Origin of the sequence: Streptomyces glaucus, assembly GCF_039533365.1 — a bacterium.
GTDB classification, from domain to species: Bacteria; Actinomycetota; Actinomycetes; order Streptomycetales; family Streptomycetaceae; genus Streptomyces; species Streptomyces glaucus.
Genome location: NZ_BAAATK010000010.1, coordinates 18,509 through 44,168 on the forward strand (window position 1 = coordinate 18,509; position 25,660 = coordinate 44,168).

Annotated in this window: 21 protein-coding genes; 12 read left to right on the forward strand and 9 right to left on the reverse strand. The window is 75.0% G+C overall.

All coding sequences use genetic code 11. From position 1 onward, the window contains the following. Positions 1 to 109 precede the first annotated feature (109 nt). The 4 genes from dnaG to ABD363_RS10155 form a co-directional block, all read right to left on the reverse strand. Entirely contained in the window at positions 110 to 2,020 is a 1,911-nt protein-coding gene (gene dnaG, locus ABD363_RS10140) for a DNA primase (RefSeq protein WP_344601858.1), read from the reverse strand. A 103-nt stretch (positions 2,021 to 2,123) separates the two neighbouring features. Continuing rightward, positions 2,124 to 3,389: an NAD(P)/FAD-dependent oxidoreductase gene (locus tag ABD363_RS10145; protein ID WP_344601860.1), complete on the reverse strand. Its 1,266-nt coding sequence runs from the start codon at positions 3,387 to 3,389 to the stop codon at positions 2,124 to 2,126. Between the two features lie 142 nt (positions 3,390 to 3,531). After that, positions 3,532 to 4,824 carry a deoxyguanosinetriphosphate triphosphohydrolase gene (locus ABD363_RS10150; protein ID WP_344601862.1) on the reverse strand — a complete coding sequence of 431 codons (1,293 nt, stop codon included), beginning with the start codon at positions 4,822 to 4,824 and terminating at the stop codon, positions 3,532 to 3,534. Positions 4,825 to 4,986: 162 nt separating this feature from the next. After that, on the reverse strand, positions 4,987 to 5,472 hold the full coding sequence (locus ABD363_RS10155; RefSeq protein ID WP_344601864.1) for a carboxymuconolactone decarboxylase family protein: 486 nt from the start codon (positions 5,470 to 5,472) through the stop codon (positions 4,987 to 4,989). A 136-nt stretch (positions 5,473 to 5,608) separates the two neighbouring features. On the opposite strand from ABD363_RS10155, the gene ABD363_RS10160 reads away from it, so the two are divergent. Next, entirely contained in the window at positions 5,609 to 6,607 is a 999-nt protein-coding gene (locus ABD363_RS10160) for an RNA polymerase sigma-70 factor (protein ID WP_344601866.1), read from the forward strand. A gap of 85 nt (positions 6,608 to 6,692) precedes the next feature. Here the strand turns inward: ABD363_RS10160 and ABD363_RS10165 are convergent, their stop codons facing one another. Beyond that, the gene (locus ABD363_RS10165; RefSeq protein ID WP_425577967.1) at positions 6,693 to 7,574 is read right to left on the reverse strand and encodes a sirohydrochlorin chelatase; all 882 of its coding nucleotides are present in this window, start codon (positions 7,572 to 7,574) and stop codon (positions 6,693 to 6,695) included. A gap of 316 nt (positions 7,575 to 7,890) precedes the next feature. Here ABD363_RS10165 and ABD363_RS10170 point away from each other — a divergent pair, with 316 nt between their 5' ends. Beyond that, positions 7,891 to 10,044 (forward strand): molybdopterin oxidoreductase family protein, encoded by a 2,154-nt coding sequence (locus ABD363_RS10170; protein ID WP_344601870.1) that lies wholly within the window; start codon positions 7,891 to 7,893, stop codon positions 10,042 to 10,044. A 23-nt stretch (positions 10,045 to 10,067) separates the two neighbouring features. On the opposite strand, the gene ABD363_RS10175 is transcribed toward ABD363_RS10170, so the two are convergent. Continuing rightward, the gene (locus tag ABD363_RS10175) at positions 10,068 to 10,517 is read right to left on the reverse strand and encodes a gamma-glutamylcyclotransferase family protein (RefSeq protein ID WP_344601872.1); all 450 of its coding nucleotides are present in this window, start codon (positions 10,515 to 10,517) and stop codon (positions 10,068 to 10,070) included. Positions 10,518 to 10,965: 448 nt separating this feature from the next. Here ABD363_RS10175 and ABD363_RS10180 point away from each other — a divergent pair, with 448 nt between their 5' ends. Together ABD363_RS10180 and ABD363_RS10185 are read left to right on the forward strand one after the other, a co-directional pair. Further along, positions 10,966 to 11,487 carry a hypothetical protein gene (locus ABD363_RS10180; RefSeq protein WP_344601875.1) on the forward strand — a complete coding sequence of 174 codons (522 nt, stop codon included), beginning with the start codon at positions 10,966 to 10,968 and terminating at the stop codon, positions 11,485 to 11,487. A gap of 107 nt (positions 11,488 to 11,594) precedes the next feature. Further along, positions 11,595 to 12,212: a class F sortase gene (locus ABD363_RS10185; RefSeq protein ID WP_344601877.1), complete on the forward strand. Its 618-nt coding sequence runs from the start codon at positions 11,595 to 11,597 to the stop codon at positions 12,210 to 12,212. 67 nt (positions 12,213 to 12,279) lie between these two features. On the opposite strand, the gene ABD363_RS10190 is transcribed toward ABD363_RS10185, so the two are convergent. Beyond that, complete coding sequence (locus ABD363_RS10190) at positions 12,280 to 12,642, reverse strand: winged helix-turn-helix transcriptional regulator (RefSeq protein WP_344601879.1); 363 nt, start codon at positions 12,640 to 12,642, stop codon at positions 12,280 to 12,282. A 95-nt stretch (positions 12,643 to 12,737) separates the two neighbouring features. Between ABD363_RS10190 and ABD363_RS10195 the strand changes: the two genes are divergently transcribed. Further along, positions 12,738 to 13,619 carry an NAD(P)-dependent oxidoreductase gene (locus ABD363_RS10195; protein ID WP_344601881.1) on the forward strand — a complete coding sequence of 294 codons (882 nt, stop codon included), beginning with the start codon at positions 12,738 to 12,740 and terminating at the stop codon, positions 13,617 to 13,619. 21 nt (positions 13,620 to 13,640) lie between these two features. On the opposite strand, the gene ABD363_RS10200 is transcribed toward ABD363_RS10195, so the two are convergent. Then, a complete protein-coding gene (locus ABD363_RS10200) occupies positions 13,641 to 14,423 on the reverse strand; it encodes a sulfite exporter TauE/SafE family protein (protein WP_344601883.1) in 783 nt (260 codons plus the stop codon). Between the two features lie 220 nt (positions 14,424 to 14,643). Here ABD363_RS10200 and ABD363_RS10205 point away from each other — a divergent pair, with 220 nt between their 5' ends. From ABD363_RS10205 to ABD363_RS10235, 7 genes are all read left to right on the forward strand, one after another. Further along, entirely contained in the window at positions 14,644 to 15,858 is a 1,215-nt protein-coding gene (locus tag ABD363_RS10205; RefSeq protein WP_344601885.1) for an NAD(P)/FAD-dependent oxidoreductase, read from the forward strand. Beyond that, positions 15,858 to 18,476, forward strand: coding sequence for a nitrite reductase large subunit NirB (gene nirB, locus ABD363_RS10210; RefSeq protein WP_344601887.1), 2,619 nt, complete (start codon positions 15,858 to 15,860; stop codon positions 18,474 to 18,476). Before ABD363_RS10205 ends, nirB begins: the two co-directional genes overlap by 1 nt. Next, positions 18,473 to 18,823, forward strand: coding sequence for a nitrite reductase small subunit NirD (nirD, locus tag ABD363_RS10215; protein WP_344601889.1), 351 nt, complete (start codon positions 18,473 to 18,475; stop codon positions 18,821 to 18,823). The genes nirB and nirD overlap by 4 nt, the downstream gene beginning before the upstream one ends. A 46-nt stretch (positions 18,824 to 18,869) precedes the next feature. After that, entirely contained in the window at positions 18,870 to 19,451 is a 582-nt protein-coding gene (locus tag ABD363_RS10220) for a TetR/AcrR family transcriptional regulator (RefSeq protein WP_344601891.1), read from the forward strand. Between the two features lie 69 nt (positions 19,452 to 19,520). Beyond that, on the forward strand, positions 19,521 to 20,285 hold the full coding sequence (locus ABD363_RS10225) for an SDR family NAD(P)-dependent oxidoreductase (protein WP_344601893.1): 765 nt from the start codon (positions 19,521 to 19,523) through the stop codon (positions 20,283 to 20,285). Positions 20,286 to 20,524: 239 nt separating this feature from the next. Then, positions 20,525 to 21,682 (forward strand): alkaline phosphatase PhoX, encoded by a 1,158-nt coding sequence (locus tag ABD363_RS10230; protein WP_344601894.1) that lies wholly within the window; start codon positions 20,525 to 20,527, stop codon positions 21,680 to 21,682. 203 nt (positions 21,683 to 21,885) lie between these two features. Then, on the forward strand, positions 21,886 to 22,404 hold the full coding sequence (locus ABD363_RS10235) for an NUDIX hydrolase (RefSeq protein ID WP_344601895.1): 519 nt from the start codon (positions 21,886 to 21,888) through the stop codon (positions 22,402 to 22,404). A 155-nt stretch (positions 22,405 to 22,559) separates the two neighbouring features. Here ABD363_RS10235 and ppdK read toward each other — a convergent pair whose 3' ends face one another. Further along, positions 22,560 to 25,307 (reverse strand): pyruvate, phosphate dikinase, encoded by a 2,748-nt coding sequence (gene ppdK, locus ABD363_RS10240; RefSeq protein ID WP_344601897.1) that lies wholly within the window; start codon positions 25,305 to 25,307, stop codon positions 22,560 to 22,562. Positions 25,308 to 25,660 lie beyond the last annotated feature (353 nt).

The window sequence follows — 25,660 nt, forward strand, 5'->3', positions numbered from 1 at the left end:
GCCCCCCCGCCCCGCCCGCGTTCCCCCCGCCGCCCGCCGGGCCCGGGGCGCGGGCGCCGCCGGCCGGAAGGCGGCCCGCCCCGCGCCCGAGCGGTCCCCGGCGCCGCCCTCACAGCGCCGCGGCGCCGTGCTCCCGCAACGCCTGGTCGTACTGTTGCAGCACCCACAGCTCGTTCTGCACGGCGGCCAGCTCGGCCGGGTCGCCGTGGGCGCCCAGGCGGGTCAGCCGGCTCTGGATGTCGCGGACGCGGCGCTCGACGGCCCGGCGGCGGACCCGGACCAGCACCTCGCCCGCGTAGACCTCGTCGACCGTACGGCGCATGATCGCCTCGACGGCGAGTTCGGTGACCATCGCGCGGACGGTGTCGTCGGGGGCCGCCTCCCGGACCCGGACCAGGTACTCCTGCGGGTCCGGGACGCCGTACTCCGCGCCGCCCGCGTCCAGGATCGCCTGGCGCACGGCGGCGTACGGCGGGGCGGTGAACTCGTCGACGCCGTACGCGTCGAAGGCCGGGGAGACCAGCTCCGGGCGCTGGAGGGCGAGTTTGAGCAGTTCGCGCTCGGTGGCGTAGACGGGGTTGCGGAGGTTGAGCGCCGGGCCGCGGGGGACGGCCGGCGCGGGGACGGCGGCGTACTGCTGCGCCGGGCGCTGCCCGTTCGCCGGGGCCGGGCCCCGGCCGCCGCGCTCGCGGGCCCAGCGGGCCAGCTGGGCCACCCGCCTGACCACGAACTGCGTGTCGAGGATGCCGAGCATGCCCGCGAGCTGCACGGCGACCTCGTGCTGGGCGCCGCTGTTCTTGATGCGGGCGACGACGGGGGCGGCCTCGTCCAGGGCGGCGGCGCGGCCCGCGGGGGTGTCCAGGTCGTAGCGGCCGACGATCTGGCGCAGGGCGAACTCGAAGAGCGGGGTGCGGGGCTCGACCAGGTCGGCGACCGCCTCGTCGCCCTTGGCCAGGCGCAGGTCGCAGGGGTCCATGCCGTCGGGGGCGATGGCGATGTAGGTCTCGGCGGCGAACTTCTGGTCGTCCTCGAAGGCGCGCAGGGCCGCCTTCTGGCCGGCCGCGTCACCGTCGAAGGTGAAGATCACGCGGGCCGAGCCGTTGTCCATCAGCAGCCGGCGCAGGATCTTGATGTGCTCGCCGCCGAAGGCCGTGCCGCAGGTGGCGATCGCGGTCGTCACACCGGCGAGGTGACAGGCCATGACGTCCGTGTAGCCCTCGACCACCACCGCGCGGGAGGTCTTGGCGATCTCCTTCTTCGCCAGGTCGATGCCGTACAGGACCTGGGACTTCTTGTAGATCGCCGTCTCGGGGGTGTTGAGGTACTTCGGGCCGTTGTCCGCCTCGTGGAGCTTGCGCGCGCCGAAGCCGACGACGTCGCCGCCGATGTCGCGGATGGGCCACATCAGACGGCCCCGGAACCGGTCGATGGGGCCGCGGCGGCCCTCCTGGGACAGGCCGGCCAGCAGCAGCTCCTTGTCGCTGAAGCCCTTGCCGCGCAAGTAGCGGGTGAGGTGGTCCCAGCCCTGCGGGCTGTAGCCGACGCCGAAGTGCACGGCGGCGGCCTGGTCGAAGCCGCGTTCGGCGAGGAAGACCCGGCCGGCCTCGGCCTCGGGGCTGGTGGCGAGCTGTTCGGCGTACCACTCGGCGGCGAGTTTGTGGGCCTCGACCAGGCGGATGCGCTCGCCGCGCTGGTGGGCGGGGTTGTACCCGCCCTCCTCGTAGCGCAGGGTGATGCCGGCCTGGGCGGCCAGGCGCTCGACCGCCTCCGAGAAGGAGAGGTGGTCGATCTTCATCACGAACGTGATGGTGTCGCCGCCCTCCTGGCAGCCGAAGCAGTGGAACAGCCCCTTGCTGGGACTGACCTGGAAGGACGGCGACTTCTCGTCGTGGAAGGGGCACAGGCCCTTGAGGTTGCCGCCGCCGGCGTTGCGCAGCTGGAGGTACTCGGACACCACGGCGTCGATCGGGACCGCGTCCCGTACCGCCTTCACGTCCTCGTCGTTGATCCGTCCTGCCACGGAGTGATTCTACGGGGCGGCACGGACACTCCCGGGGCCGGACGCCCGGTCCCCGGCCGGGGTCCGGTCCGCCGCGCGGCGGGCGGGAAGGCGCCGGCAGGGTCTAGGGGACCAGGCCGTCCAGCGGCACGTGCGGGTCCGCCAGCGCCTCGGTGTCCACCCGGGCCCGGGAACGGATCAGCTTCCGGACCGGCTCCGTGACGTTCCGCACGTTCACGCTCATCCCGGCCAGCACGCGCCCCCGCGCCACCCAGAACGCGACGAACTCCCGCTTCCCCGCGTCGCCGCGGATCACCACCTGGTCGTACGTCCCCGGGGGCGCCCAGCCGCTGTACTCCATGCCCAGGTCGTACTGGTCGGAGAAGAAGCAGGGCACCCGGTCGTAGGTCACCGCACGGCCGAGCATCGCGCGGGCGGCGGCCGGGCCGCCGTTCAGGGCGTTGTCCCAGTGCTCGACGCGCAGCCGGGTGCCGAAGAGCGGGTGCGGGATGGAGGCGACGTCGCCGGCGGCGTGGATGTCGGGATCGGAGGTGCGCAGCCGCTCGTCGACGACGATGCCGCCGCCGTGGGCGCGGTCGGCGATCTCCAGCCCCGCCGCCCGGGCGAGGGCGTCCCGCGGGACCGCGCCGACGGCGGCGAGGACGTCGTGCGCGGGGTGCTCCTCGCCGTCGTCCGTGCGGGCCGCGAGGACCGCGCCGTCCTCGCCGACGATCTCGGTGAGCCGGACGCCGAAGCGGAAGCGGACGCCGCGCTCGCGGTGCAGCTCGGCGAAGAGCTGGCCCAGTTCGGGGCCGAGGGCCGCGTACAGCGGGGTCGGCTCGGGCTCGACGACGGTGACCTCGGCGCCGTACTGGCGGGCCGCCGCCGCGACCTCCAGGCCGATCCAGCCGGCGCCGGCGATCACGATGTGGCCGTTGTCCCGGCCGAGGTTGGCCAGCACGGTCCTGAGGCGTTCGGCGTGGGCGAGGCGGCGCAGGTGGTGCACGCCCAGGAGGTCCGTGCCCGGGACGTCGAGGCGGCGGGGCTCCGCGCCGGTCGCCAGCAGCAGCTTGTCGTAGCGGACGACGGTGCCGTCCTCGCCGAAGCGGACCGTCCTGGCCGTACGGTCGATCGCGTCGACGGTCGCGCCCAGGTGCAGCTCGATGCCGTGGGCGGCGTACCAGGCGGGCTCGTGCACGAAGACGCTGTCGCGTGCCTGCCTGCCGAGCAGGTAGCCCTTGGACAGGGGCGGCCGCTCGTAGGGGTGGTCGCGTTCGTCGCAGATCAGTATCACGCGGCCGGTGAAGCCCTCCGCGCGGAGCGTCCCGGCCGCCCCCACGCCGGCCGGACCGCCTCCGACGACGACGAATGTCTGATCCGCGTCCACCACGTGGTGCCTCCTTCTGGGGTGTCGCCACCTGCGAGCGTCCCGCACGGAGCGTGATGCGGGAAGGGGGAGTGACCCGATCAGGCCACGGAGAGTCACATTCGGGCGTGCCCGTGTCTCCCCCGTCCCGCGCGTCGCACGGGTGTCACGCGCGTCCCGTCAGACGGGCGTGCAGCGAGCGGGCCGAGACGTCGGTGAGGGAGGCGATCTGGTCGACGACGACCCGCTTGCGGGCGCGGTCGTCGGCGGCCCGCTCGAACAGGGCGCGGAACTGCGGGTCCAGGCCGTCCGGGGCGCGGGCGGTGAGCGCCTCGGCCAGTTCGGCGACGACGATCTCCTGCTCGACGCGGAGCCGCTCCTGCTCGGCGCGCTGCATGACGTAGCGGTCGGCGACCGCCTTGAGGACGGCGCACTCCATGCGGGTGCCGCGCGGTACGACGAGTTCGGCGGTGTACCGGGTGAGCCGGCCGCCCCCGTACGCCTGCCGGGTGGCGCCCTCGGCGGCCAGGCAGAACCGGCCGATGAGCTGGCTGGTGGCGTCCTTCAGCCGGGCCTGGGCGAGCGCGGAGCCGTCGTAGCCGTGCGGCCACCACTCCTGGGCGAGGAGGCGGTCGAGCGCCTCGGCCAGTTCCCCGGGGTCGGTGCCGGCGGGGACGTACCGCCCGAGGGCGACCTGGAACACCGTCTGCCGTTCGGTCCCGGAGCGCAGGCAGGCGGGGTCGATGTGGCCGGCGTGCAGGCCGTCCTCCAGGTCGTGCACGGAGTAGGCCACGTCGTCGGACCAGTCCATGACCTGGGCCTCGAAGCAGGTGCGGGTGCCGGGGGCCGCTTCGCGGACCCAGTCGAAGACGGGCCGGTCGTCCTCGTAGACGCCGAACTTCACCGAGGCCGGGTCGGTGGGGTGGGCGCCGCGCGGCCAGGGGTACTTGGTCGCGGCGTCGAGGGCGGCGCGGGTGAGGTTGAGGCCGACGCTGACGAGGCCGCCCGTGCCGGGGTCGGTGACGAAGCGTCTGGGTTCGATGCGGGTGAGCAGGCGCAGCGACTGGGCGTTGCCCTCGAAACCGCCGCAGTCCGCGGCGCACTCGTTCAGCGCCCGTTCGCCGTTGTGGCCGAAGGGCGGGTGGCCCAGGTCGTGGGAGAGGCAGGCGGCCTCGACGAGATCGGGGTCGCAGCCGAGGCTGGCGCCGAGCTCGCGGCCGACCTGCGCGCATTCGAGCGAGTGGGTGAGCCGGGTGCGGGGGCTGGCGTCCCACGCCCGGTGCGGCACGCCCGGGTCGACGACCTGGGTCTTGCCGGCGAGGCGGCGCAGCGCGGCGGAGTGCAGGACGCGGGCGCGGTCGCGCTGGAAGGCGGTGCGGCCGGGGCGTTTGTCCGGTTCGGGGGCCCAGCGGGCGACTGACGCCGGGTCATAGCCGGTGGGGGGTGCGGTGCCTTCCATGGTCCGACAGTAAGGGCACGAGGGGGCCGTGCGCCCGGACATCGGTCCGCCGGGCGCCGGGCGTCGTCACCGGCCGCGCCCGAGCGGGCCGTCGTCCGGGACCGCCGCGTGCCGTGCGGCCCGGCCCGGGCGGTCCCGGGCCGGGCCGGATCCGTCCGCCGGTCAGTCGAACGCGGCGGCGAACATGCCGGGCGCGTAGGAGCCTCCCCGCTGGTGCGTGATCACGGCGAGCCGGTTGGCCGCGTTGATCAGGGCGACCAGGCAGACCAGTGCGGCGGTCCGGTCGTCGTCGTAGTGCTCGCGCACCTGGGCCCAGGTCTCGTCGGACACGCCGTGGTGGGCGTCGGCGAGCCGGGTGCCCTCCTCGGCGAGCGCCAGCGCGGCCCGCTCGGCCTCGGTGAACACGGTGGACTCGCGCCAGGCGGCGACCAGGTGGAGCCGGACCGCGCTCTCACCGGCGGCCGCGGCCTCCTTGGTGTGCATGTCGACGCAGTGACCGCAGCCGTTGATCTGGCTGGCGCGCAACGACACCAGCTCCTGCGTGGACTTCGGCAGCGGAGACTGCTGGACCAGCAGGCCGGCGGCGGCGAACCGCTTGGCGAACCGGGCGGCGACCTCGTTGCCGAACAGGTCGAATCGGGCGTCCATGGCTTCGTCCTCACTCGTGTGCCGTACGGGACGACCACGAGACGCCGGCGGCCCGCTCCCCGTGACGGTCCGGCGGTGTGACGTACGCCACCGCTCGCGGGTGTCACAGGGCCGCGGGGGCCGGCGTCCTGTGCGTATGACATCGTCGAAAGCGCACGAGCGGGAGCGGCCGGTGGGGAGCGGGCACGGCGGGCGCGCCGGGGACACGGCCGGGCGGTCCGCCGGCGGCGGGCGCGCGGACCCCGCCACCGAGATCTTCGTCGCCCACCGCAACCTGCTGTTCACCGTCGCCTACGAGGTGCTCGGCTCGGCCGCCGACGCGGAGGACGTCCTGCAGGAGACCTGGCTGCGGTGGGCGGGTGTCGACCTCGCCGAGGTGCGGGACCGGCGTGCGTACCTGGTCCGGATCGTCACGCGCCAGGCGCTGAGCCGGCTGCGCGCGCTCGGCCGCCGCCGGGAGTCCTACGTCGGCCCCTGGCTGCCCGAGCCGCTGCTGACCGCTCCGGACGTGGCCGAGGACGTCGAGCTGGCCGACAGCGTCTCCACGGCGGTGCTGCTGGTGCTGGAGACGCTCGCGCCGACCGAGCGGGCGGTGTTCGTGCTGCGCGAGGTGTTCGGCCTCGGGTACGACGAGATCGCCGGGGCCGTCGGCAGGAGCCCGGCCGCGGTCCGTCAGATCGCGCACCGGGCCCGGGCGCACGTCGCGGCGCGCCGGCCGCGCGGGTCCGTCTCCCCGGCCGAGACCCGGGACGCGCTGGAGGCGTTCCGGCGGGCGGCCGAGACGGGCGATCTGCAGGGCCTGCTCGACGTGCTCGCGCCGGACGTCGTGCTGATGGGCGACGGCGGCGGAGTCGTGCAGGCCGTGCCGCGGCCCGTCGTGGGGGCCGACAAGGTGGCCCGTCTGCTGATCGCCGGGCTGAGCAGGGCCGCCGCCGCGGTGTCGCTGCGGCCGGCGCAGGTCAACGGCCACCCGGCGCTGGTCTTCCTGGTCGACGGCGCGCTCGACACCGTCGTGACGGCGCGCGTCGACGACGGCCTCGTCACCGGGCTCTACGCCGTGCGCAATCCCGGGAAGCTGGGGCACATGCGGCGAGAGACCGTCCTGTGCCGCCGGACCGGCCGGGCCTCCGGCTGACGGACGCGGCGGGCGCCGCCGCCCGTGCGGCGCGGCGGTGGCGGCCCCGGCCGGCGGCGTCTCCATCGGTGGGCGGGGTCGTCCCTCACCGCGCGCCTCGGGCCGGCGCCGGTTCGGGCCGCGCGGTGGCCGGCGCCGCCAGGGCCCGGTCGTAGCGGTGCAGGATCAGGCGGGCCATCGCCGGGTGGGTGCCCAGCGGGGCCGCCGCCAGCCAGGGGGCCTGGGCCGCGCATTCGGCGGCGAAGCGGCCGGGGGCCGTGAAGTAGGAGGCCAGGGCGACACGGGTGCGGCCCCGGGCGGCGAGGTGCCGGACGGCGTCCTCGACCGTGGGAGCGGCGGCGGAGGCGTAGGCGGGCAGGACGGGGACGCCCAGGCGGGCGGCGAGCAGGCGGGCGGTGCGGTCCGTGTCGGTCCTCGCCTCCGGGTCCCGGGAGCCGGCGGCGGCGAGCACGACGGCGTCGGCGCGGCGGGCGGCGGCGTCCGTACCGGTGCGCCAGCCGGCCTCGACGAGGCGGGCGTGCAGGGCGTCCACGAGGAGGGGGTGCGGGCCGAGCGGGGCGGCCACGCGGGTGCGGGCCGGGGACGCGGCGGCCATCTCGGGGATGTCCCGCTTGACGTGGTAGCCGCGGCTGAGCAGCAGCGGTACCAGGACGGCGTCCGCGTCCCCGAGCGCGGCGAGCGTGTCGGGGAGCAGGGGCGCGTTCAGCTCGATGTGGCCGAGGTGCATGGGCAGGCCGGGGCGCAGCGCGCGGACCCTTGCGAGGAGGGCGCGCACGGTGCCCGGCGCGCGCGGGTCGCGGCTGCCGTGGGCCACGAGCACCAGGGCGGGCGGGCCCGGGCGGCGGCCGGCCGGCGGGAGGGGGCCGCGCCGGGCGGCGGGCCGGCCCCCGGGGTACGCCGTGGCGCCGGGGAGGACCGTGGACGCGCCGCGGGGAGTGTCCGGCCCGTCGGGCCCCGGTTCGCTGATCGCCGTCATGCGTCGATGGTGCGGGTGCGGGATTGCCGCCCCGTTGCGCGGGCGTCACGGGGGTTTTCGGGGGGTTCACGGCGCGGTGCGGAGCCGTGTGAGGCGGCGGGGGGCGTGTCGTACGGCGCCGGCCGGTGCGACGCGGCCCGGTGCCGCGGGGGCTCGGGAGAGATTCCCGTGGGGGCGGGGCGCCGCCTCCCGCGCCCGGGCCTCACGGCGGCCTCACGGCGGCCCCCCGGACGCGGGGAGGTCGCCGTACCGGTCGTGTAACCGGGGCCGGCGCGACGCGTAACACCGGGGACGCAGGCTGAACGGCATGCAGAACTCCGCGACGCCCACGCACTGCCCCTACTGCGCCCTGCAGTGCGGGATGAATCTGACGCCCGCCGCCGACGGGACCGTCGAGGTGACCGAGCGCGCGGACTTCCCGGTGAACCGGGGCGCGCTGTGCGGCAAGGGCCGCACCGCGCCGGCGGTGCTGTCGTCCCGGGTGCGGCTGACCTCCCCGCTGGTGCGCTCCGCGGGCGCGCTGGTGCCCGCCTCCTGGGACGAGGCGCTGGACCGGATCGCCGAGGGGCTCGCCCGCACCCGCGCCGAGCACGGCCCGGACGCGGTCGGGGTGTTCGGCGGGGGCGGGCTGACCAACGAGAAGGCGTACGCGCTCGGCAAGTTCGCGCGGGTGGTGCTGGGCACCTCGCAGATCGACTACAACGGCCGGTTCTGCATGTCGTCGGCCGCGGCGGCCGGCACGAAGGCGTTCGGCCTGGACCGCGGGCTGCCCTTCCCGCTGGCGGACATCCCGCGGACCGGCTGCGTGATCCTCGTCGGCTCCAACCTCGCGGAGACCATGCCGCCGGCGCTGCGGTACCTCACCGAGCTGAAGGACAACGGCGGCACGCTGATCGTCGTCGACCCGCGCCGCACCAGGACCGCCGTCCAGGCCGACCTGCACCTGGCGCCCCGGCCCGGCACCGACCTGGCGCTCGCCCTGGGCCTGCTGCACCTGGTCGTCGCCGAGGGCCGCACGGACGAGGCGTACATCCGGGAGCGGACCGTGGGCTGGGAGGAGGCGCGGGCGGCGGCGATGGCGCACTGGCCGGAGTACGTGGAGCGGATCACGGGGGTGTCCGTGCCGCAACTGCGCCGGGCCGTGCGGATGTTCTGCGAGCCCGAGGCCGCCATGGTGCTCACCGCGCGCGGGCCCGAGCAGCAGTCCAAGGGCACCGACACGGTGGGCGCCTGGATCAACCTGTGCCTGGCGACCGGGCGGGCCGGGCGGCCCCGGTCGGGGTACGGCTGCCTGACCGGGCAGGGCAACGGGCAGGGCGGACGCGAACACGGCCAGAAGGCCGACCAGTTGCCCGGCTACCGCAAGCTGACCGACCCGGCGGCGCGCCGGCACGTCGCCGGGGTGTGGGGCGTGGACCCGGACAGCCTGCCGGGCCCGGGCCGCAGCGCGTACGAGCTGCTGGACGCGCTGGGCACGGACATCAGGTCGCTGCTGCTGATGGGCTCCAACCCGGTGGTGTCGGCGCCGCGCGCCGCGCACGTGGAGGAGCGCGTCCGGTCGCTGGACTTCCTCGCGGTGTGCGACGTGGTGCTGTCGGAGACGGCGGCGCTCGCGGACGTCGTCCTGCCCGTCACCCAGTGGGCGGAGGAGACCGGCACCATGACCAGCCTGGAGGGCCGGGTGCTGCTGCGGCGGCGCGCGATCGCCCCGCCCGAGGGCGTCCGCAGCGACCTGGAGGTGCTGCACGGGCTCGCCGCCCGGCTGGGGGTGGAGAAGGGCTTCCCGGCCGATCCGGAGGAGGTCTTCGAGGAGCTGCGCCGGGCGAGCGCGGGCGGGCCCGCCGACTACTCCGGGATCACCTACCGCAGGCTGGCGGAGGAGAACGGCGTGTTCTGGCCGTGCCCGGCGTCCCCGGACGCGGCGGGCGCCGCGCCCGGCGGGCCGGACGCCCGTCCCGGCGGTCCGGCGCGGGACCGCGCCCCCGCCACGGCCGCGCACCCCGGCACGCCCCGCCTCTTCCTCGACCGGTTCGCCACCGAGGACGGCCGGGCCCGCTTCGTCCCCGTCGCGCACCGGGCGGCCGCGGAGGAACCGGACGAGGAGTATCCCGTGCTGCTGACCACCGGGCGGGTCGTGGCGCAGTACCAGTCCGGCGCCCAGACCCGGCGCGTCGACGAGCTGAACGCCGCCGCGCCGGGGCCGTTCGTGGAGCTGCATCCGCGGCTGGCGGCCCGGCTGGGCGCGGCGGAGGGCGACCCGGTGGCGGTGGTGTCCCGGCGCGGACGGGCCGTCGCGCCCGCCCGCATCACGACCGCCATCCGCCCGGACACCGTCTTCATGCCCTTCCACTGGCCGGGCGAGGGCCGCGCCAACACCCTCACCAACCCCGCCCTCGACCCGGCCTCCCGCATGCCGGAGTTCAAGGCGTGCGCGGTGCGGCTGGAGGCCGTGCGGCAATAGCGCGCCCGCTCGTCCGCCGGTGCTCACCCGGTGCCGGGGGGCCGTGTGCCGCGCCGGTACGCCGTCCAGTCCCCGCCCGCGACGCGCGTGCCCCCGTCGCGCAGCCGCGCGGCGACGGCGGGGGCGGCCAGATACACCCACGCCCGCGCCCGCCCGCCGTCGCCGTCGCGCGTCACCCGGCGCTCGACGCGCTCGTAGAGGTTGCGCGCGCCGCCCGGCGTGTACCCCTCCAGCCGGTCCAGCTCGGCGAGCAGCGCGCGGTACTCCTCCGGCCGTGCGGTGACGAGTTCGCCGTGCACCACGCCGCCGGGTTCCGCCACCGCGTACGGGTAGCCGGGTCCGGCGTACAGCACCGCGTCCCGCAGCCGCGCCGGCTCCTCGGCGCGGGTCCGGCCGCGCAGGAACAGGGCGTGGTGGGGCTCGCCGGGGCGCAGGGTGCCGTAGACGAAGAACGGGAGCTCCGGAGGACTCACGCGGACGATTCTCTCTCCTCGCGCGCCGCCACGGGCCCGCCCCGGTCCCCGGCCCGGCACGACCACGCGCGGAGCACGGTCGCCTCCGGCGCTGCCCGGGACGGCCCTCGCGGGCGCGCGGACGGCCGCGCCGAACGCGGCGCGCGACCCGCACGGGGCGAACGGCACGAAGTGCGCGGCCGTGGCGGCGGCGTGGGGCGCGGCCGGCGCGGGCCGGCCCCGGTCACCCGTTCACCGCCGCGCCCTGCACCCATCGGGTGTTCTTCCGCGACCCGCCCGGCCGCCCCGTGTCGCACGTCGGTGACCTGCTGAAACAGCGGGCGGGCGGGGTGCGGGGCGGCGCCGTCCGACACCCGTTCACCCCATTTCTGACGGTCTTTCAGGAAGCGGGCGGGACCCGGTGCCACTTACCTCGGTAGGGCAGGGACGCGATCACGAAGGAGCCTTGATGCGCCGCACCGCCCGTCTGCTGACCGGGACCGCGCTCGCTTTCACCGCCGCGGGCCTGGCCGCCGTGCCCGCGTACGGCGCGGGCACCGGCGGCCTCCAGGTGTACCCGTCCTCGGCCGTGCCGGGCGGCCGGGTCACGGTGAACACGGCGGCGTGCGGCGACGCCGGCACGATCGCGGGCGACGCCGGCGCGGTCGGCGCGGGCGCCTTCACGCTGGCGCCGAGCACCCACCGGGGCGAGGCGATCGGCCAGTTCCGGGTGCCGCCCGGCGCCCGGCCCGGGACGTACGAGATCGTCGCCACGTGCGCCGGGAGCGGCCGGCGGGTGACGGGCGATCTGGTGGTCACGCCGGCGTCCTCCCGCGCGCAGGTGCATCCCAGAGGAAGCGTGAAGACGGGGGTCGGCGGCGCTCTGGGCCCCGACCCCGTGCAGACCGCGGCCGGTGTGGCGGCCCTCGCCGTCGCCGCCGCGGGCGGTACCTGGCTCCTGCATCGCCGGGCGAGAGGCGACGGGATCTGACGGACACCCTCCGCTGTCCGTCCGCCGGTACCGCAACCCCCTCCCCCTCCGGGTCCGACGCCCCTCGCGGCCCGGAGGGGGCCGGGGCCCGAAGGAGAGGGCTCGTCATGCACAGGGTCGGCGACATCGCCATGGCGGCCGTCACGCTGGTCGCCCTCGGCGCCGGCGCCTGGCTGCTGGTCTGCGGCGCCCCGCACGCCCCGCCGCAGCCGTCCGCCGCCGAGGCCCGTGCCGCGCGGGACGCCGAGCCGCCCGCCGCGCCGGCGCTGCCGCCCTCCCCGCCCGACCGCATCCGCATCCCGGCGATCCGGGTGGACGCCCCCCTCGTGGGTCTGGGCCTCACCCCGTCCGGCGGCCTGGACGCGCCGCCCGCCGCCGAACCGAACCTCGCCGGCTGGTACCAGGCCGGCACCACGCCCGGCGAGACCGGCACCGCGATCGTCGCCGGGCACGTCGACAACGCCGACGGCCCCGCCGTCTTCTACCGCCTCGGCGCCCTGCGGAAGGGCAGCACCGTGGAGGTGGGCCGGCGGGACGGCGGCGTGGCGGTGTTCACCGTGGACGCGGTCGAGGTGTACGCCGCGCGGCACTTCCCCGACGAGCGGGTGTACGGGGCGGCGCGCCGGCCCGAACTGCGGGTCATCACCTGCGGCGGGGGCTACTCACGGAGCACCGGCTACCAGGGCAACGTCGTCGTCTTCGCGCATCTGACGGGCAGCCGGTGAGCCGGCCGCCCGCCTCCCCGGGCCGGCGCGCACGCCCTGCGCGCCCCGGGGAGGCGCCGGGCGGGTCCTAGCCCGCCGCCTCCACCGGCCGCCGGGCGGCCGGCCGCCCGCGTCCCCAGGCGGCCAGCGGCTGAAGCGCGTCGTTGAGGCGTACGCCGTCCCCGGTCAGCGAGTACTCGACGCGGGGCGGCACCTCGTCGTAGGAGACGCGGCGCACGATGCCGTCCGCCTCCATCTCACGCAGGTGGGAGGCCAGCACCTTCTCGGTGATCCCCGGAAGCAGCCGGCGCAGCTCGCCGAAGCGGCGGCGGGGGTGCTCGTGGAGCGCCCAGAGGATCAGCACCTTCCACTTGCCGCCGATCACCTCCATGGCGGTGTCGATCCCGCAGACGTGTCCATCCGGTGCGCCCGGCCGGTTCAGCGTCGTCATGCCCACCCCTTTGACGTGCTCGCTCACCTCAGGGTAACCACCCACTCCGAAGTGCGTACTTGATCACCTCCGGGCCGGCGGCGAACCTGATCGGCATGACACGGAACACGACCGGGAAGACCTCCCTCACCCTGCTGGGCCTCGGCGCGATGGGCACCGCGCTGGCCCGTGCCTGGCTCGCCGCCGGCCATCCGCTCACCGTCTGGAACCGCACCCCGGCCCGCGCCGCGGCGCTCGCCGCCGAGGGCGCGCGGGTCGCGGACGACGCCGCGGCGGCGGTCGCGGCGAACCCCCTGGTCGTCGTCTGCCTGCTGGACGACGCCTCGGTGGACGAGGTGCTGGCCGGCGCCGACCTGGCCGGCCGGGACCTGGTCAACCTGACCTCCGGCACCCCCGCCCAGGCCCGCGCCCGCGCCGAGTGGGCCCGCGAGCGCGGCGCCCGCTACCTGGACGGCGGGATCATGGCCGTCCCGCCCATGATCGGCGTCCCGGAAGCCGGCGGCCACGTCCTCTACAGCGGCTCGCGGGAGCTGTTCGAGCGGCACCGGGAGACCCTGGCCGTCCCGGCCGGCACCACCTACGTCGGCGAGGACGCGGGCTTCGCGGCCCTGTACGACGTGGCCCTGCTCAGCGCCATGTACGGGATGTTCGCCGGGGCCGCGCACGCCTTCGCCCTGATCCGCACGGAGGACATCGACCCCACGGCGTTCGCCCCGCTGCTCGCCGACTGGCTCGTCGCGATGGCCCCGGCGGTCCACCAGACCGCCGGGCAGCTGCGCAGCGGCGACTACACCGAAGGCGTCGCCTCCGATCTCGCCATGCAGGTGGCCGGCGTGCCGACCTTCCTGGACACCGCCGAGCAGCAGGGGGTCAGCACGGAACTGCTGCGCCCCTACTTCGAGCTGATGCGCCGCCGCCTGGCCGAGGGCAGCGGCGCGGAGGGCCTGACGGGCGTGGTCGACCTGCTGGTGCGCTGACCGGCACCGCCGCCCCACGCGTCAGGCGAGCCACTGCTCGTAGGCCAGGTTCGCCACCAGGGCGAAGACCACCGTCAGCAGCACGACGCGCACGAAGCGGCTGCCCCTCTTCAGCGCCGTGCGGGCGCCCAGCATGCCGCCCGCCAGGTTGAACACGGCCATCAGCGCGGCCAGCCGCCACAGCACCGCGCCCTGCCAGGCGAACATGGCGAGCGCGCCCGCGTTGGTGCAGCAGTTGACGATCTTGGCGGTGGCGGAGGCGGTCACCAGGTCCAGGTGCAGGACGGCGGTGAGCGCCAGGACGAGGAACGTGCCGGTGCCGGGGCCGATGAAACCGTCGTAGAAACCGATGCCCAGGCCCGCGAGGCCGATCGCCGCGAGGACCCGGCGGCGGGTGGCCGGGCCGGGCGCGGGGGCCGTGCCGAAGGCGGGGCGCAGGATCACGAAGGCGGCGACCCCGAGCAGCACCACCATGATCACGGGTTTGAGCACCTCGGTGCTCATCCCGGCCGCGAAGAAGGCCCCGGCGGACGACCCGGCGAGGGCGGCCAGCCCGATGCGCACGGCCGTGCGCACGTCCACCGGGGCCTTGCGCGCGTACGTCACCGCCGCGCCCGTCGTGCCGACGATGGCGACCGCCTTGTTGGTGCCGAGCGCGTGCGCGGCCGGGGTGCCGGACGGCAGGCCCAGCAGCAGGACGGGCAGCAGCAGGAGCCCGCCGCCGCCGACCACGGCGTCGATCCACCCGGCGGCGAGCGCAGCGAGGCAGAGCAGGGCGACCATGGCGAGCGTGATGTCGGGCATGGCCGCGACCCTACGGACGGGATGGATGTGCCGTCCAACCAGATGAGGGCTTTCCGAGGTTCGGCCCGTCGTGCGCCCCGGCCCCACCACGCGGCCCGGCCCGCCGCGCGGCCCCTCCCGCGGCCCTCACACCCGCCCCCCGGCCCCGTTGAGGGCAGCGTTCCCCCCGGGAAACAGACGTGATGCGGCCGGGTAACACCGGCACCGCACGCTCAGGGGCATGACCTCGAATACGCGTGTGGTGGTGATCGGCGCCGGCCTCGCGGGCGTCCGGCTCGCCCGGCGGCTCGGCGAGCTCGGCACGCCCGCGCTGCTGATCGGCGAGGAGGAGCACCGGCCCTACAACCGGGTGCTGCTCGCCGAGGTGCTGGCCGGCCGGTACGCCCCCGAGGTGATCGCGCTGCCGGCGCCCGCGGCGCTGACCCGCGCCCGGGTCACCGGCATCGACCGCGCCGGGCGGACCGTGCGCTGCGCGGACGGCTCGGTGATCGCATACGACACGCTGGTCCTGGCGACCGGCTCCAACCCCGTGCTGCCGCCGCTGCGCGGCCTGTTCGGATCCGGCCGCGCGCTGCCCGAGGGCGTGCACGCGTTCCGCACCATGGACGACTGCCTGGGCCTGTCCCGGGCGGTCCGGCCGGGGGTGCGGGCGGTGGTCGTCGGCGGCGGACTGCTCGGGGTGTCCGCGGCGCGGGCGCTCGCGGTGCGCGGCGCGCAGGTCGTGCTCGCCCAGCAGGCCGAGCGGCTGATGGAGCGTCAGCTGGATCCGGCCGCCTCGGGGCTGGTCCGCCGGCACCTGACGGACCTCGGCGTGGAGGTGCACACCGAATGCCGGGTGCGCGACGTGCGCTGCGCCGGCGGCGCGGTCCGCTCGGTGGAGCTGGCCGACGGGTACGCGCTCGACGCCGACCTGGTGGTCCTGGCCTGCGGGGTGCGCCCGCGCACGGGCCTCGCCGAGGAGGCGGGGCTCGCCGTGCGCAAGGGCGTCCTCGTCGACGACGCACTGCGCACCTCCGACCCGCACGTCCACGCCGTCGGCGACTGCGCCCAGCACGCCGGCACGGTGTACGGGCTGGCCGCCCCGGCCCTCGAACAGGCCGACGCCCTGGCCGCGCTGCTGGCCGGGGACACCGCCGCCCGCTACACCGGCACCCGCTCCCTGACCCGGCTCACCCTCGCCGGGCACGGCGGCCCCTTCGACCTCGCCGCGTTCGGCGAGACCGAGGCGCGGCCGGGCGACGACGTCGTCCAGCTCGCCGACGCCACCCGCGGCACCTACCGCAAGGTCGTCGTCCGCGACGACCGCCTGGTCGGCGGGGTCCTCGTCGGCGAACTCGGCACCGTCGGCGCGCTGGCGCGCGCCTGGGAGGGAACGGAGCCGCTCCCCGGCGACGGCCCCCTGCTCCACCTGCTCACCAACGACGGAGGCTCCTGATGACCGCCACCCCGGGGGGCACCCCCACGATCGTGCTCGTCGGCCACGGCATGGTCGGCCAGCGTTTCCTCGAAGCGCTCGCCGAGCGCGGCCTGACCGCCACGCACCGCGTGGTCGTGCTGTGCGAGGAGCCGCGCCCGGCCTACGACCGCGTCCAGCTCACCTCGTACTTCTCGGGCCGGACGCCCGAGGACCTCTCCCTGACCGACATGGCGTTCATCGAGGAGCACGGCATCGAGCTGCGCGTCGGTGACCCCGCCGAGTCCGTCGACCGGGAGGCCCGCAAGGTCACCGCCCGCTCGGGCCTCGTCGTCGGCTACGACGTCCTCGTCCTGGCCACCGGCTCCTACCCGTTCGTGCCGCCGGTGCCGGGCAAGGACGCCACCGGCTGTTTCGTCTACCGCACCGTCGAGGACCTGCTCGCCATCGAGGAGTACGCGAGGACCAGGGCGTCGACGGGAGCCGTCGTCGGCGGCGGCCTGCTCGGCCTGGAGGCCGCGGGCGCGCTCAAGGGCCTGGGCGTCGAGACGCACATCGTGGAGTTCGCGCCGCGTCTGATGCCGGTGCAGGTCGACGAGGGCGGCGGCGCGGCGCTGCTGCGCACCGTCGAGGACATGGGCCTGACCGTGCACTGCGGCACGGGCACCCAGGAGATCGTGACCGGCGAGGACGGCTCGGTCACCGGCATGAGGCTGTCCGACGGCTCCGAGATCGCCACCGACATGGTGATCTTCTCGGCCGGTGTCCGCCCCCGCGACCAGCTGGCCCGCGACTGCGGCCTGGCGGTCGGCGAGCGCGGCGGCGTCGCGGTCGACGAGCAGTGCCGTACGGTCACCGACCCGCGCGTGTTCGCGATCGGCGAGTGCGCCCTGGCCGCCGACGGCCGGGTCTACGGCCTGGTGGCCCCCGGTTACGAGCAGGCCGAGACCGCGGCCGCGACCATCGCGCGGGACGAGGCCGCGTTCACCGGCGCGGACCTGTCCACCAAGCTGAAGCTGCTCGGTGTGGACGTGGCGTCCTTCGGCGACGCGCACGGCACCACCGAGGACTGCCTGGACGTCGTCTACTCCGACTCCCGCGCGGGCCTGTACAAGAAGCTGGTCGTCGGCCGCGACGGCACTCTGCTCGGCGGCATCCTGGTCGGCGACGCGGACGCCTACGGCACGCTGAAGGCGTTCACCGGCTCGGTCCCGCCGGTCCCGCCCGAGTCGCTGGTGCTGCCCGCCGGGGCCGGGGAGCCGGCCCGGCTCGGCCCGTCCGCGCTGCCGGACGACGCGATCGTCTGCTCCTGCCACAACGTCTCCAAGGGCACGATCCGCCGCGCGGTCACCGACCACAAGTGCGCCACCGTGCCCGAGGTGAAGAAGTGCACCAGGGCCGGCACCGGCTGCGGCTCCTGCGTCAAGGTGCTCGGCCGGCTGGTCGAGGCCGAGCTGGAGGCGAGCGGCGTCGAGGTCGACAAGGGCCTGTGCGGCTGCTTCGGGCAGACCCGCGAGGAGCTGTACGAGATCGTCCTCGCCCTGCGGATCACCTCCTACCAGGACCTGCTGGACCGCTACGGCCGCGAGGAGGCCCGGGGCACCGACGGCTGCGAGATCTGCAAGCCGACGGTCGGCTCGATCATCGCCTCCCTCGCCCCGGCGATCGGCGCGAGCGGCTACGTCCTGGACGGCGAGCAGGCGGCGCTGCAGGACACCAACGACCACTTCCTGGCCAACCTCCAGCGGAACGGCTCGTACTCGGTCGTCCCGCGCATCCCCGGCGGTGAGATCGCCCCGGAGAAGCTCATCGTGATCGGCGAGATCGCCCGCGACTTCGGCCTCTACACGAAGATCACCGGCGGTCAGCGGATCGACATGTTCGGCGCGCGCGTCGAGCAGCTCCCGCTGATCTGGGCCCGCCTGGTGGACGCCGGCTTCGAGTCGGGCCACGCCTACGGCAAGTCGCTGCGCACGGTGAAGTCCTGTGTCGGGCAGACCTGGTGCCGCTACGGCGTCCAGGACTCCGTCCGCATGGCGATCGACCTGGAGCTGCGCTACCGGGGCCTGCGCTCCCCGCACAAGCTGAAGTCGGCCGTCTCCGGCTGCCAGCGCGAGTGCGCCGAGGCCCGGTCGAAGGACTTCGGCGTGATCGCCACGGCCAACGGCTGGAACCTGTACGTCGGCGGCAACGGCGGCGCGACCCCGCGCCACGCGGACCTGCTGGCGCAGGACCTGTCCGACGCCGAGCTGGTCCGGCTGATCGACCGGTTCCTGATGTTCTACATCCGCACCGCCGACCGCCTGGAGCGCACCTCCACCTGGCTGGAGCGGATCCCCGGCGGCCTGGACCACGTGCGGGACGTGGTGGTGCACGACTCGCTCGGCATCTGCGCGGAGCTGGAGCAGCTGATGGCCGCCCACGTCGCGCACTACCGCGACGAGTGGGCCGAGACCGTCAACGACCCGGAGAAGCTGGCCCGGTTCGTGTCCTTCGTCAACGCGCCGGACACCCCCGACCCGGTCGTCGCCTTCGTGCCCGAACGCGACCAGATCAAGCCCGACCTGCCGCTGCTGGCCATCGGCACGCGGCCGGCGCGGTCCGAGGAAGCCGCCCTGGAAGGAAGCGCCCAGCGATGACCCTGGCACCCGAGACCACCGACCTGAAGGTCCAGCTCCTGCTGGACGGCGACTGGTTCACGGTCTGCGACCTGAACGCCCTCCTGCCGGGCCGCGGCGTGGCGGCCCTGCTGCCGGACGGCCGCCAGGCGGCCCTCTTCCGCGACCGCGGCGGGGCGCTGTACGCCCTCGACAACCGCGACCCGTTCACCGGCGCGGCGGTCCTCTCCCGCGGTCTGACCGGCACCCACCGGGGCCGCCCGTTCGTGGCCTCCCCGCTGCTGAAGCAGCGCTTCGACCTGCTCTCCGGACAGTGCCTGGACGACGCGACGGTGCGGGTGGCGGCGTACCGGGTGCGGGCCTCGTAGGAAGATTTATTGACCGGTCGTTCTAAACATGCCTAGGCTGCGCCGTGTGGCCAGGACCAAGGAGTTCGATCCGGACGCCGCGCTGCAGTCGGCCCTGGAGCTGTTCTGGCGGCGCGGCTACGAGGCGACGTCGATGTCCGACCTCGTCGAGCACCTCGGCATCGGACGCGCCAGCATCTACGCGACCTTCGGCAACAAGCGCGAGCTGTACCTGAAGGCGTTCGACCGGTACTGCGAGAACCGTGACGCGCTGCTGCTGCGGGAGTTGTCCCGGCCGGGGCCGGCGCTGCCCGCCGTCCGGTCCGTCGTGCGCCGGTTCGCCGACGAGGCGGCCGAGGAGCAGCGGCTGTACGGCTGCTTCGTCACCAACACGGCCGCCGAGCTGGCGCCGCACGACCCGGAGGCGGCCCGCCGCGTCGAGCGGCGGTGGGACCACGTGGAGACCCTGCTGCACTCGGCGCTGGCCCGCGCGCAGGCGCAGGGCGAGCTGCCCGAGGACCGCGACCCGCGCGCGCTCGCCCGCATGCTGCTGGTCGTGACGCAGGGGCTGCGCGTGGTCGGCAAGGCGTCGTCGGACCCGGCCCGCGTCCGGGAGGCGGCGGAACAGGCCCTGGCCCTGCTCGACTGAGGCGCCCCTTCACCGGGGCGCTTTTCCATGCCCGAAAATTGAATCGATCGGTCAAAAAAAGGGGAGATCATGACCCACCGTTTCACCGGCAGGACCGCCCTCGTCACCGGCGCCGGCTCCGGCATCGGCCGGGCCGTCGCCCTGGCGCTCGCCGCCGAGGGCGCGCACGTCGTGGTCGCCGGCCGCCGGCCGGAGCCGCTGGACGGGACGGTGGCGCTGATCGAGCGGGCGGGCGGCACGGCGCTGGCCGTCACCGCCGACGTGGCGCGCGCCGCCGACGTGCGGGCCGTCGTCGACACCGCCGTGGAGCACTTCGGCGGACTCGACGTGGCGGTCAACAACGCGGGCGTCTTCCACGGCGGCAGCCCGCTGGCCGACCTGTCCGAGGAGGACTGGCGCACCCAGCTCGACACCAACCTCACCGGCGTGTTCCTCGCCCTCCAGGCCGAGATCCGCCGGATGCGCACCCAGCCGTCCGGCGGCGCGATCGTGAACATCGCCTCCACCTTCGGCGCGCACCTGCGCCCCGCCGGGGCCGCCGCGTACACCGCCACCAAGGCCGCCGTCTCCGCGCTCACCAGGAGCGCGGCCCGTGACCACATCGGGGACGGCGTCCGCATCAACGCGGTCAGCCCCGGCGCGACCGCCACGTCCATGTCGCTCAGGCCGGGCGAGACCGAGGCCGACCGCGCGGAGCGCATGAAGACGGCGAACCCGCTCGGCCGGGTCTCCGCCGTCGAGGAGGTGGCCGCCGCGGTGCTGTACCTGGCGTCGGACGACGCGGCGTCGGTGGTGGGCGCCGACCTGGTGGTGGACGGCGGCCAGACGGCCTGACCGCCGGCGCACGACCACCGGCCCGCGGTTCGGCGTGCCCACCGCCGCCGCACGCTTCGGCGGCCGCCCGCGCCTCCCGTCCGGCGGCGCGGCCCCCACCCGCCCGTCACGCCCTGTCCACGCCCCGGACACCCCGGGTCACCGAGACGGATAACCCAGCGCCCCTAGGGTCCCTCACCGCACCCCCGATCCCGCCGCCGTCCGGTGGCGGGGCGGTCACGACACCTCTTGGAGCAAGAGTGGAACGTCGTACCCTCCTGCGTGCGGCCGTCGTCGGCGGCTCCTCCGCCGTGCTCGGCGGAACCCTGTGGCGCGGCGCCGCGCACGCCGCCCCCGCCCAGCCCGGCACCGGCCCGTACGGGCCGCTCGGCGCGCCGGACGTCAACGGCGTCCGGCTGCCGAGCGGCTTCACCAGCCGGATCGTCGCCCGGTCCCGCCAGACGGTGCCCGGAACGTCGTACACCTGGCACGACGCCCCCGACGGCGGGGCGTGCTACGCGGACGGCGCGGGCTGGATCTACGTGTCGAACTCGGAGATCAGCCCCGGCGGCGGCGCGAGCGCGGTGCGGTTCTCCGCCACCGGCGCGATCACCGGCGCGTACCGCATCCTGTCGGGCACCCGCACCAACTGCGCGGGCGGCAGGACCCCGTGGAACACCTGGCTGTCCTGCGAGGAGGTCGACCGGGGCTACGTCTACGAGACGGACCCCTGGGGCGTGAAGGCGGCGGTCCGCCGGGACGCCATGGGCCGCTTCAAGCACGAGGCGGCGGCCGCCGACCCGGTCCGCAGGGTCGTCTACCTGACCGAGGACGTCACCGACGGCTGCTTCTACCGCTTCCGCCCGACGACCTGGGGCGACCTCTCCTCCGGCACGCTGGAGGTCATGGTGGCCGGCACCGGCACGTCCGGCCCGGTCGCCTGGGCCCGGGTCCCCGACCCCACCGGCGCGACCGCCACCCGCGACCAGGTCGCCGGCGCCAAGCGGTTCAACGGCGGCGAGGGCTGCTACTACGCGGACGACACCTGCTGGTTCACCACCAAGGGCGACAACCGCGTCTGGCGCTACGACGCGGCCGCCCAGACCATCGAGCTCGCCTACGACGACTCCCTGGTGACGTCCGGCACGGCCCCGCTCACCGGCGTCGACAACGTCACCGGCTCCGCCTCGGGCGACCTGTTCGTCGCCGAGGACGGCGGCACCATGGACATCTGCGTGATCACCCCGGACGGCGTGGTGGCCCCCTTCCTGCGCATCGACGGCCAGTCCGGCTCGGAGATCACCGGCCCGGCCTTCTCCCCGGACGGCACCCGCCTGTACTTCTCCAGCCAGCGCGGCACGACCGGCAGCTCCTCGGGCGGCATCACCTACGAGGTGCGGGGCCCGTTCCGCGCGTGACCGCCGCGCCCGGGCAGCCGCCTTCCCGCCCCTGGTGACCGGGGCGTACGGTCGTCCCCCTCACCCGCCCCTTTCCGCGGGGGACGGCCGTACCGGCGCCCGCGGCGCCTGACGCGCCGGTGCCGGTGACCATCCGCGGACCCGGCCGTTCCTCCCTGTGGGCAGCTCACCCCGACTGCCCGGCCGACGGAAGGAACAGCATCGTGGACATCACCGGGACCGCCGAGCACCTCGAGCGCGTCCTGCCCCGCGCGGAGTGGGTCAGGACGCTCCCCCAGACCATCGTCGCCGCCTGCGTCCTGCTCCACGACCCCGACGACCGGATCCTGCTGCTCCGCTACGCCGGGGGACGGCCGGGCGCCGGGGCCTGGGGACTGCCGGGCGGCATGCTGGACCACGGCGAGGACCCGCTGACGGCGGCCCGCCGCGAGCTGTACGAGGAGACCGGCATCGTCCTGGACCGGGCGCCCCGCCTGATCGGCTACGACCACCGCGCCGACGTCAAGGGCACGGGCCCGGTGCTGGACTTCTACTTCCACGGCGGCACCCTCACCGGCCGGCAGTCCGTGCGGCGCAGCCCCGAGCACGACGCCGACGGCCTCTTCCCGCTCCCCGAGGCGCGCGCCCTCCGCCTCGCCGCCCACCCGGACGCCCTCACCGCCCTGCACACGGCGGCCCGCTCGGGCACGGTGGTGTGCCTGCGGGAGGGCAAGCCGCTGTAGTACGCGGGCGGGGCGGCGCCCCCGCACGGGTGCCGCCCCGCCCTTCGTGTTCCGGAACGCGCCGCCCCGTCGGTGAGGGCCGGGTCCGGGCGCGGTGCCTTCCGGCGGGCCGGCCGGCCTCCGCGCGGGGGCCGGCCGGTGGTCCTGCCGAGGGCTCAGCGGTGGTCGCTGCCCTCCGCCTGCACGGCCGCCCGGCCCGCCTCCAGCCGCGCCACCGGGATGCGGAACGGGGAGCAGGAGACGTAGTCGAGCCCCACCTCGTGGAAGAAGTGGACCGACTCCGGGTCGCCGCCGTGCTCGCCGCAGACGCCGAGCTTGAGGTCGGGGCGGGTGGCCCGGCCGGCCTTCGCGGCGGACGCGACCAGGGAGCCCACGCCGTCCTTGTCGATCGTCTCGAACGGGGAGACGCCGAAGATGCCCTTCTCCAGGTACGCCGTGAAGAAGGAGGCCTCCACGTCGTCCCGGCTGAAGCCCCACACGGTCTGGGTGAGGTCGTTGGTGCCGAAGGAGAAGAACTCCGCCGCCTCGGCGATCTGGCCGGCGGTCAGGGCGGCGCGCGGCAGCTCGATCATCGTGCCGATCGACAGCTTCAGCCGCGTGCCGGTCGCCGCCTGCACCTCCTCGATGACCCGGTCGGCCTCCTCGCGGACGATCTCCAGTTCCTGGACCGTGCCGACGAGCGGGATCATGATCTCGGCCCGCGGGTCGCCCTTGGCCGCCTTGCGCTCGGCCGCGGCCTCCGCGATCGCCCGGACCTGCATGGTGAACAGGCCGGGGATGACCAGGCCGAGGCGCACACCGCGCAGGCCCAGCATCGGGTTCTGCTCGTGCAGGCGGTGCACGGCCTGGAGCAGGCGCAGCTCGTTCTCGTGCGGCTCCTGGCGGGCCTCGGCGAGGGCGACGCGCACCGACAGGTCGGTGATGTCGGGCAGGAACTCGTGCAGCGGCGGGTCCAGCAGGCGGACGGTCACCGGCAGGCCGTCCATCGCCTCGAACAGCTGGACGAAGTCCTGCTTCTGCAGCGGCAGCAGCTCCTTGAGGGACTCCTCGCGCTCGGCCTGGGTGTCGGCCAGGATCAGCCGCTCCACCAGTTCGCGCCGGTCACCGAGGAACATGTGCTCGGTGCGGCACAGGCCGATGCCCTGCGCGCCGAACCGCCGCGCCCGCAGCGCGTCCTCGGCGTTGTCCGCGTTGGCCCGCACCCGCAGCCGGCGCTTGCGGTCGGCGAAGGACATCATCCGGTGCACGGCCTCGACCAGTTCGTCGGCGTCGTCGGCGCCCGGGTGCATCCGGCCCTCGAAGTACTCCACGACCGGGGAGGGCACGACCGGCACCTCGCCCAGGTAGACCCGGCCCGTCGAGCCGTCGATGGAGATGACGTCGCCCTCCTCGACGACGTGCCCGCCGGGGACCGTCATGCGGCGGCGCTTGGTGTCGACCTCCAGCTCCTCGGCGCCGCAGACGCAGGTCTTGCCCATGCCGCGCGCGACCACGGCCGCGTGCGAGGTCTTGCCGCCGCGCGAGGTCAGGATGCCCTCGGCGGCGATCATGCCGTCCAGGTCGTCGGGGTTGGTCTCGCGGCGGATCAGGATGACCTTCTCGCCCGAGCGCGACCACTTCACCGCGGTGTAGGAGTCGAAGACCGCCTTGCCGACCGCGGCGCCCGGCGAGGCCGCGATGCCCCGGCCGATCCGCTCGACCTTCGCGCTCTCGTCGAAGCGGGGGAACATCAGCTGCGCGAGCTGCGCGCCGGTGACCCGCTGGAGCGCCTCCGCCTCGTCGATCAGGCCCTGGTCGACCAGCTGGGTGGCGATGCGGAAGGCCGCGCCCGCCGTGCGCTTGCCGACGCGGGTCTGCAGCATCCACAGCCGGCCACGCTCGATGGTGAACTCGATGTCGCAGAGATCCTTGTAGTGGTTCTCCAGCGTCTCCATGATCTGCAGCAGCTGGTCGTACGACTTCTTGTCGATGCGCTCCAGCTCCGCGAGCGGGACGGTGTTGCGGATGCCCGCGACCACATCCTCGCCCTGCGCGTTCTGCAGGTAGTCGCCGTAGACGCCCTGGTGGCCGGAGGCGGGGTCACGGGTGAAGGCGACGCCCGTGCCGGAGTCCGGGCCCAGGTTGCCGAAGACCATGGAGCAGACGTTGACGGCCGTGCCCAGGTCGTGCGGGATGCGCTCCTGACGGCGGTAGAGCTTGGCGCGGTCGCCGTTCCAGGAGTCGAAGACCGCGCGGATGGCCAGGTCCATCTGCTCGCGCGGGTCCTGCGGGAAGTCCCGGCCGGTCTCCCTCTTGACGATCTTCTTGAAGGTGGTGACCAGCTTCTTCAGGTCGGCGGCCGCCAGCTCGGTGTCGACCGCGACCCCCTTGGCCTCCTTGGCCTTCTCCAGCGCGTCCTCGAAGAGGCCGCCGTCGACGCCGAGGACGGTCTTGCCGAACATCTGGATGAGGCGGCGGTAGGAGTCCCAGGCGAAGCGCTCGTCGCCGGCCTGCCGGGCGAGGCCCTGCACCGACCGGTCGGACAGGCCGATGTTGAGGACGGTGTCCATCATGCCCGGCATGGAGAACTTGGCGCCGGAGCGGACGGAGACCAGCAGCGGGTCGTCCGGCTGGCCGAGCCTCTTGCCCATCCTCTCCTCCAGGGCCGCGAGGTGCGCACTCACCTCGTCACGCAGTGCCGCCGGCTCCTCGCCGCTGTCCAGGTAGACCTTGCAGGCCTCGGTGGTGATGGTGAAGCCCGGCGGGACCGGAAGGCCCAGGTTCGTCATCTCGGCGAGGTTCGCGCCCTTTCCGCCGAGGAGGTCCTTGAGGTCCTTGTTGCCCTCGGTGAAGTCGTAAACGAACTTCACGCCCTCAACGCTCTTACCGTGCTCAGCTACCTGAGGATCTTTGTTTTCCGACACGGGTCTCGTCTCCTGGAGGACGCGGTGGCTGCCCTGACGGCGAGGAACATACCCAGATCGAAGGCGCCTGGGTACGTCCACTTGCGCGTCATGCGCCTGTAACCACCCGTCCGCCACCGGATCGAAAGTCAAGCCGTGGCAAGCGACCGAACACCTGTGTTTTCACTTCTTGAACGGGTCAACCCCCATAGATCGCACAGGGCGCTCAGATGAGCGCCTTTCTTCACGTATGTTTTTGCTCGATGAACGATCAAGAGGTGGCACTCAGTGCCATCCTTTGAGAAGTGCAGCCGCCCATGATCCGCTCATCTGAGCGCAACCCTCATCAAGGGTGGCGAGAATCACGCTGCCAC

Coding starts and splice junctions, on each gene's coding strand:
- ABD363_RS10180 (WP_344601875.1), top strand. CDS start 10,966: ATGCGCCGCACCGCCCGTCTGCTGACCGGGACCGCGCTCGCTTTCACC.
- nirD (WP_344601889.1), top strand. CDS start 18,473: ATGACCCTGGCACCCGAGACCACCGACCTGAAGGTCCAGCTCCTGCTG.
- ABD363_RS10185 (WP_344601877.1), top strand. CDS start 11,595: ATGCACAGGGTCGGCGACATCGCCATGGCGGCCGTCACGCTGGTCGCC.
- ABD363_RS10150 (WP_344601862.1), bottom strand. CDS start 4,824: ATGGAAGGCACCGCACCCCCCACCGGCTATGACCCGGCGTCAGTCGCC.
- ABD363_RS10195 (WP_344601881.1), top strand. CDS start 12,738: ATGACACGGAACACGACCGGGAAGACCTCCCTCACCCTGCTGGGCCTC.
- ABD363_RS10170 (WP_344601870.1), top strand. CDS start 7,891: ATGCAGAACTCCGCGACGCCCACGCACTGCCCCTACTGCGCCCTGCAG.
- ABD363_RS10225 (WP_344601893.1), top strand. CDS start 19,521: ATGACCCACCGTTTCACCGGCAGGACCGCCCTCGTCACCGGCGCCGGC.
- ABD363_RS10200 (WP_344601883.1), bottom strand. CDS start 14,423: ATGCCCGACATCACGCTCGCCATGGTCGCCCTGCTCTGCCTCGCTGCG.
- ABD363_RS10160 (WP_344601866.1), top strand. CDS start 5,609: ATGACATCGTCGAAAGCGCACGAGCGGGAGCGGCCGGTGGGGAGCGGG.
- ABD363_RS10190 (WP_344601879.1), bottom strand. CDS start 12,642: ATGACGACGCTGAACCGGCCGGGCGCACCGGATGGACACGTCTGCGGG.
- ABD363_RS10205 (WP_344601885.1), top strand. CDS start 14,644: ATGACCTCGAATACGCGTGTGGTGGTGATCGGCGCCGGCCTCGCGGGC.
- nirB (WP_344601887.1), top strand. CDS start 15,858: ATGACCGCCACCCCGGGGGGCACCCCCACGATCGTGCTCGTCGGCCAC.
- ABD363_RS10155 (WP_344601864.1), bottom strand. CDS start 5,472: ATGGACGCCCGATTCGACCTGTTCGGCAACGAGGTCGCCGCCCGGTTC.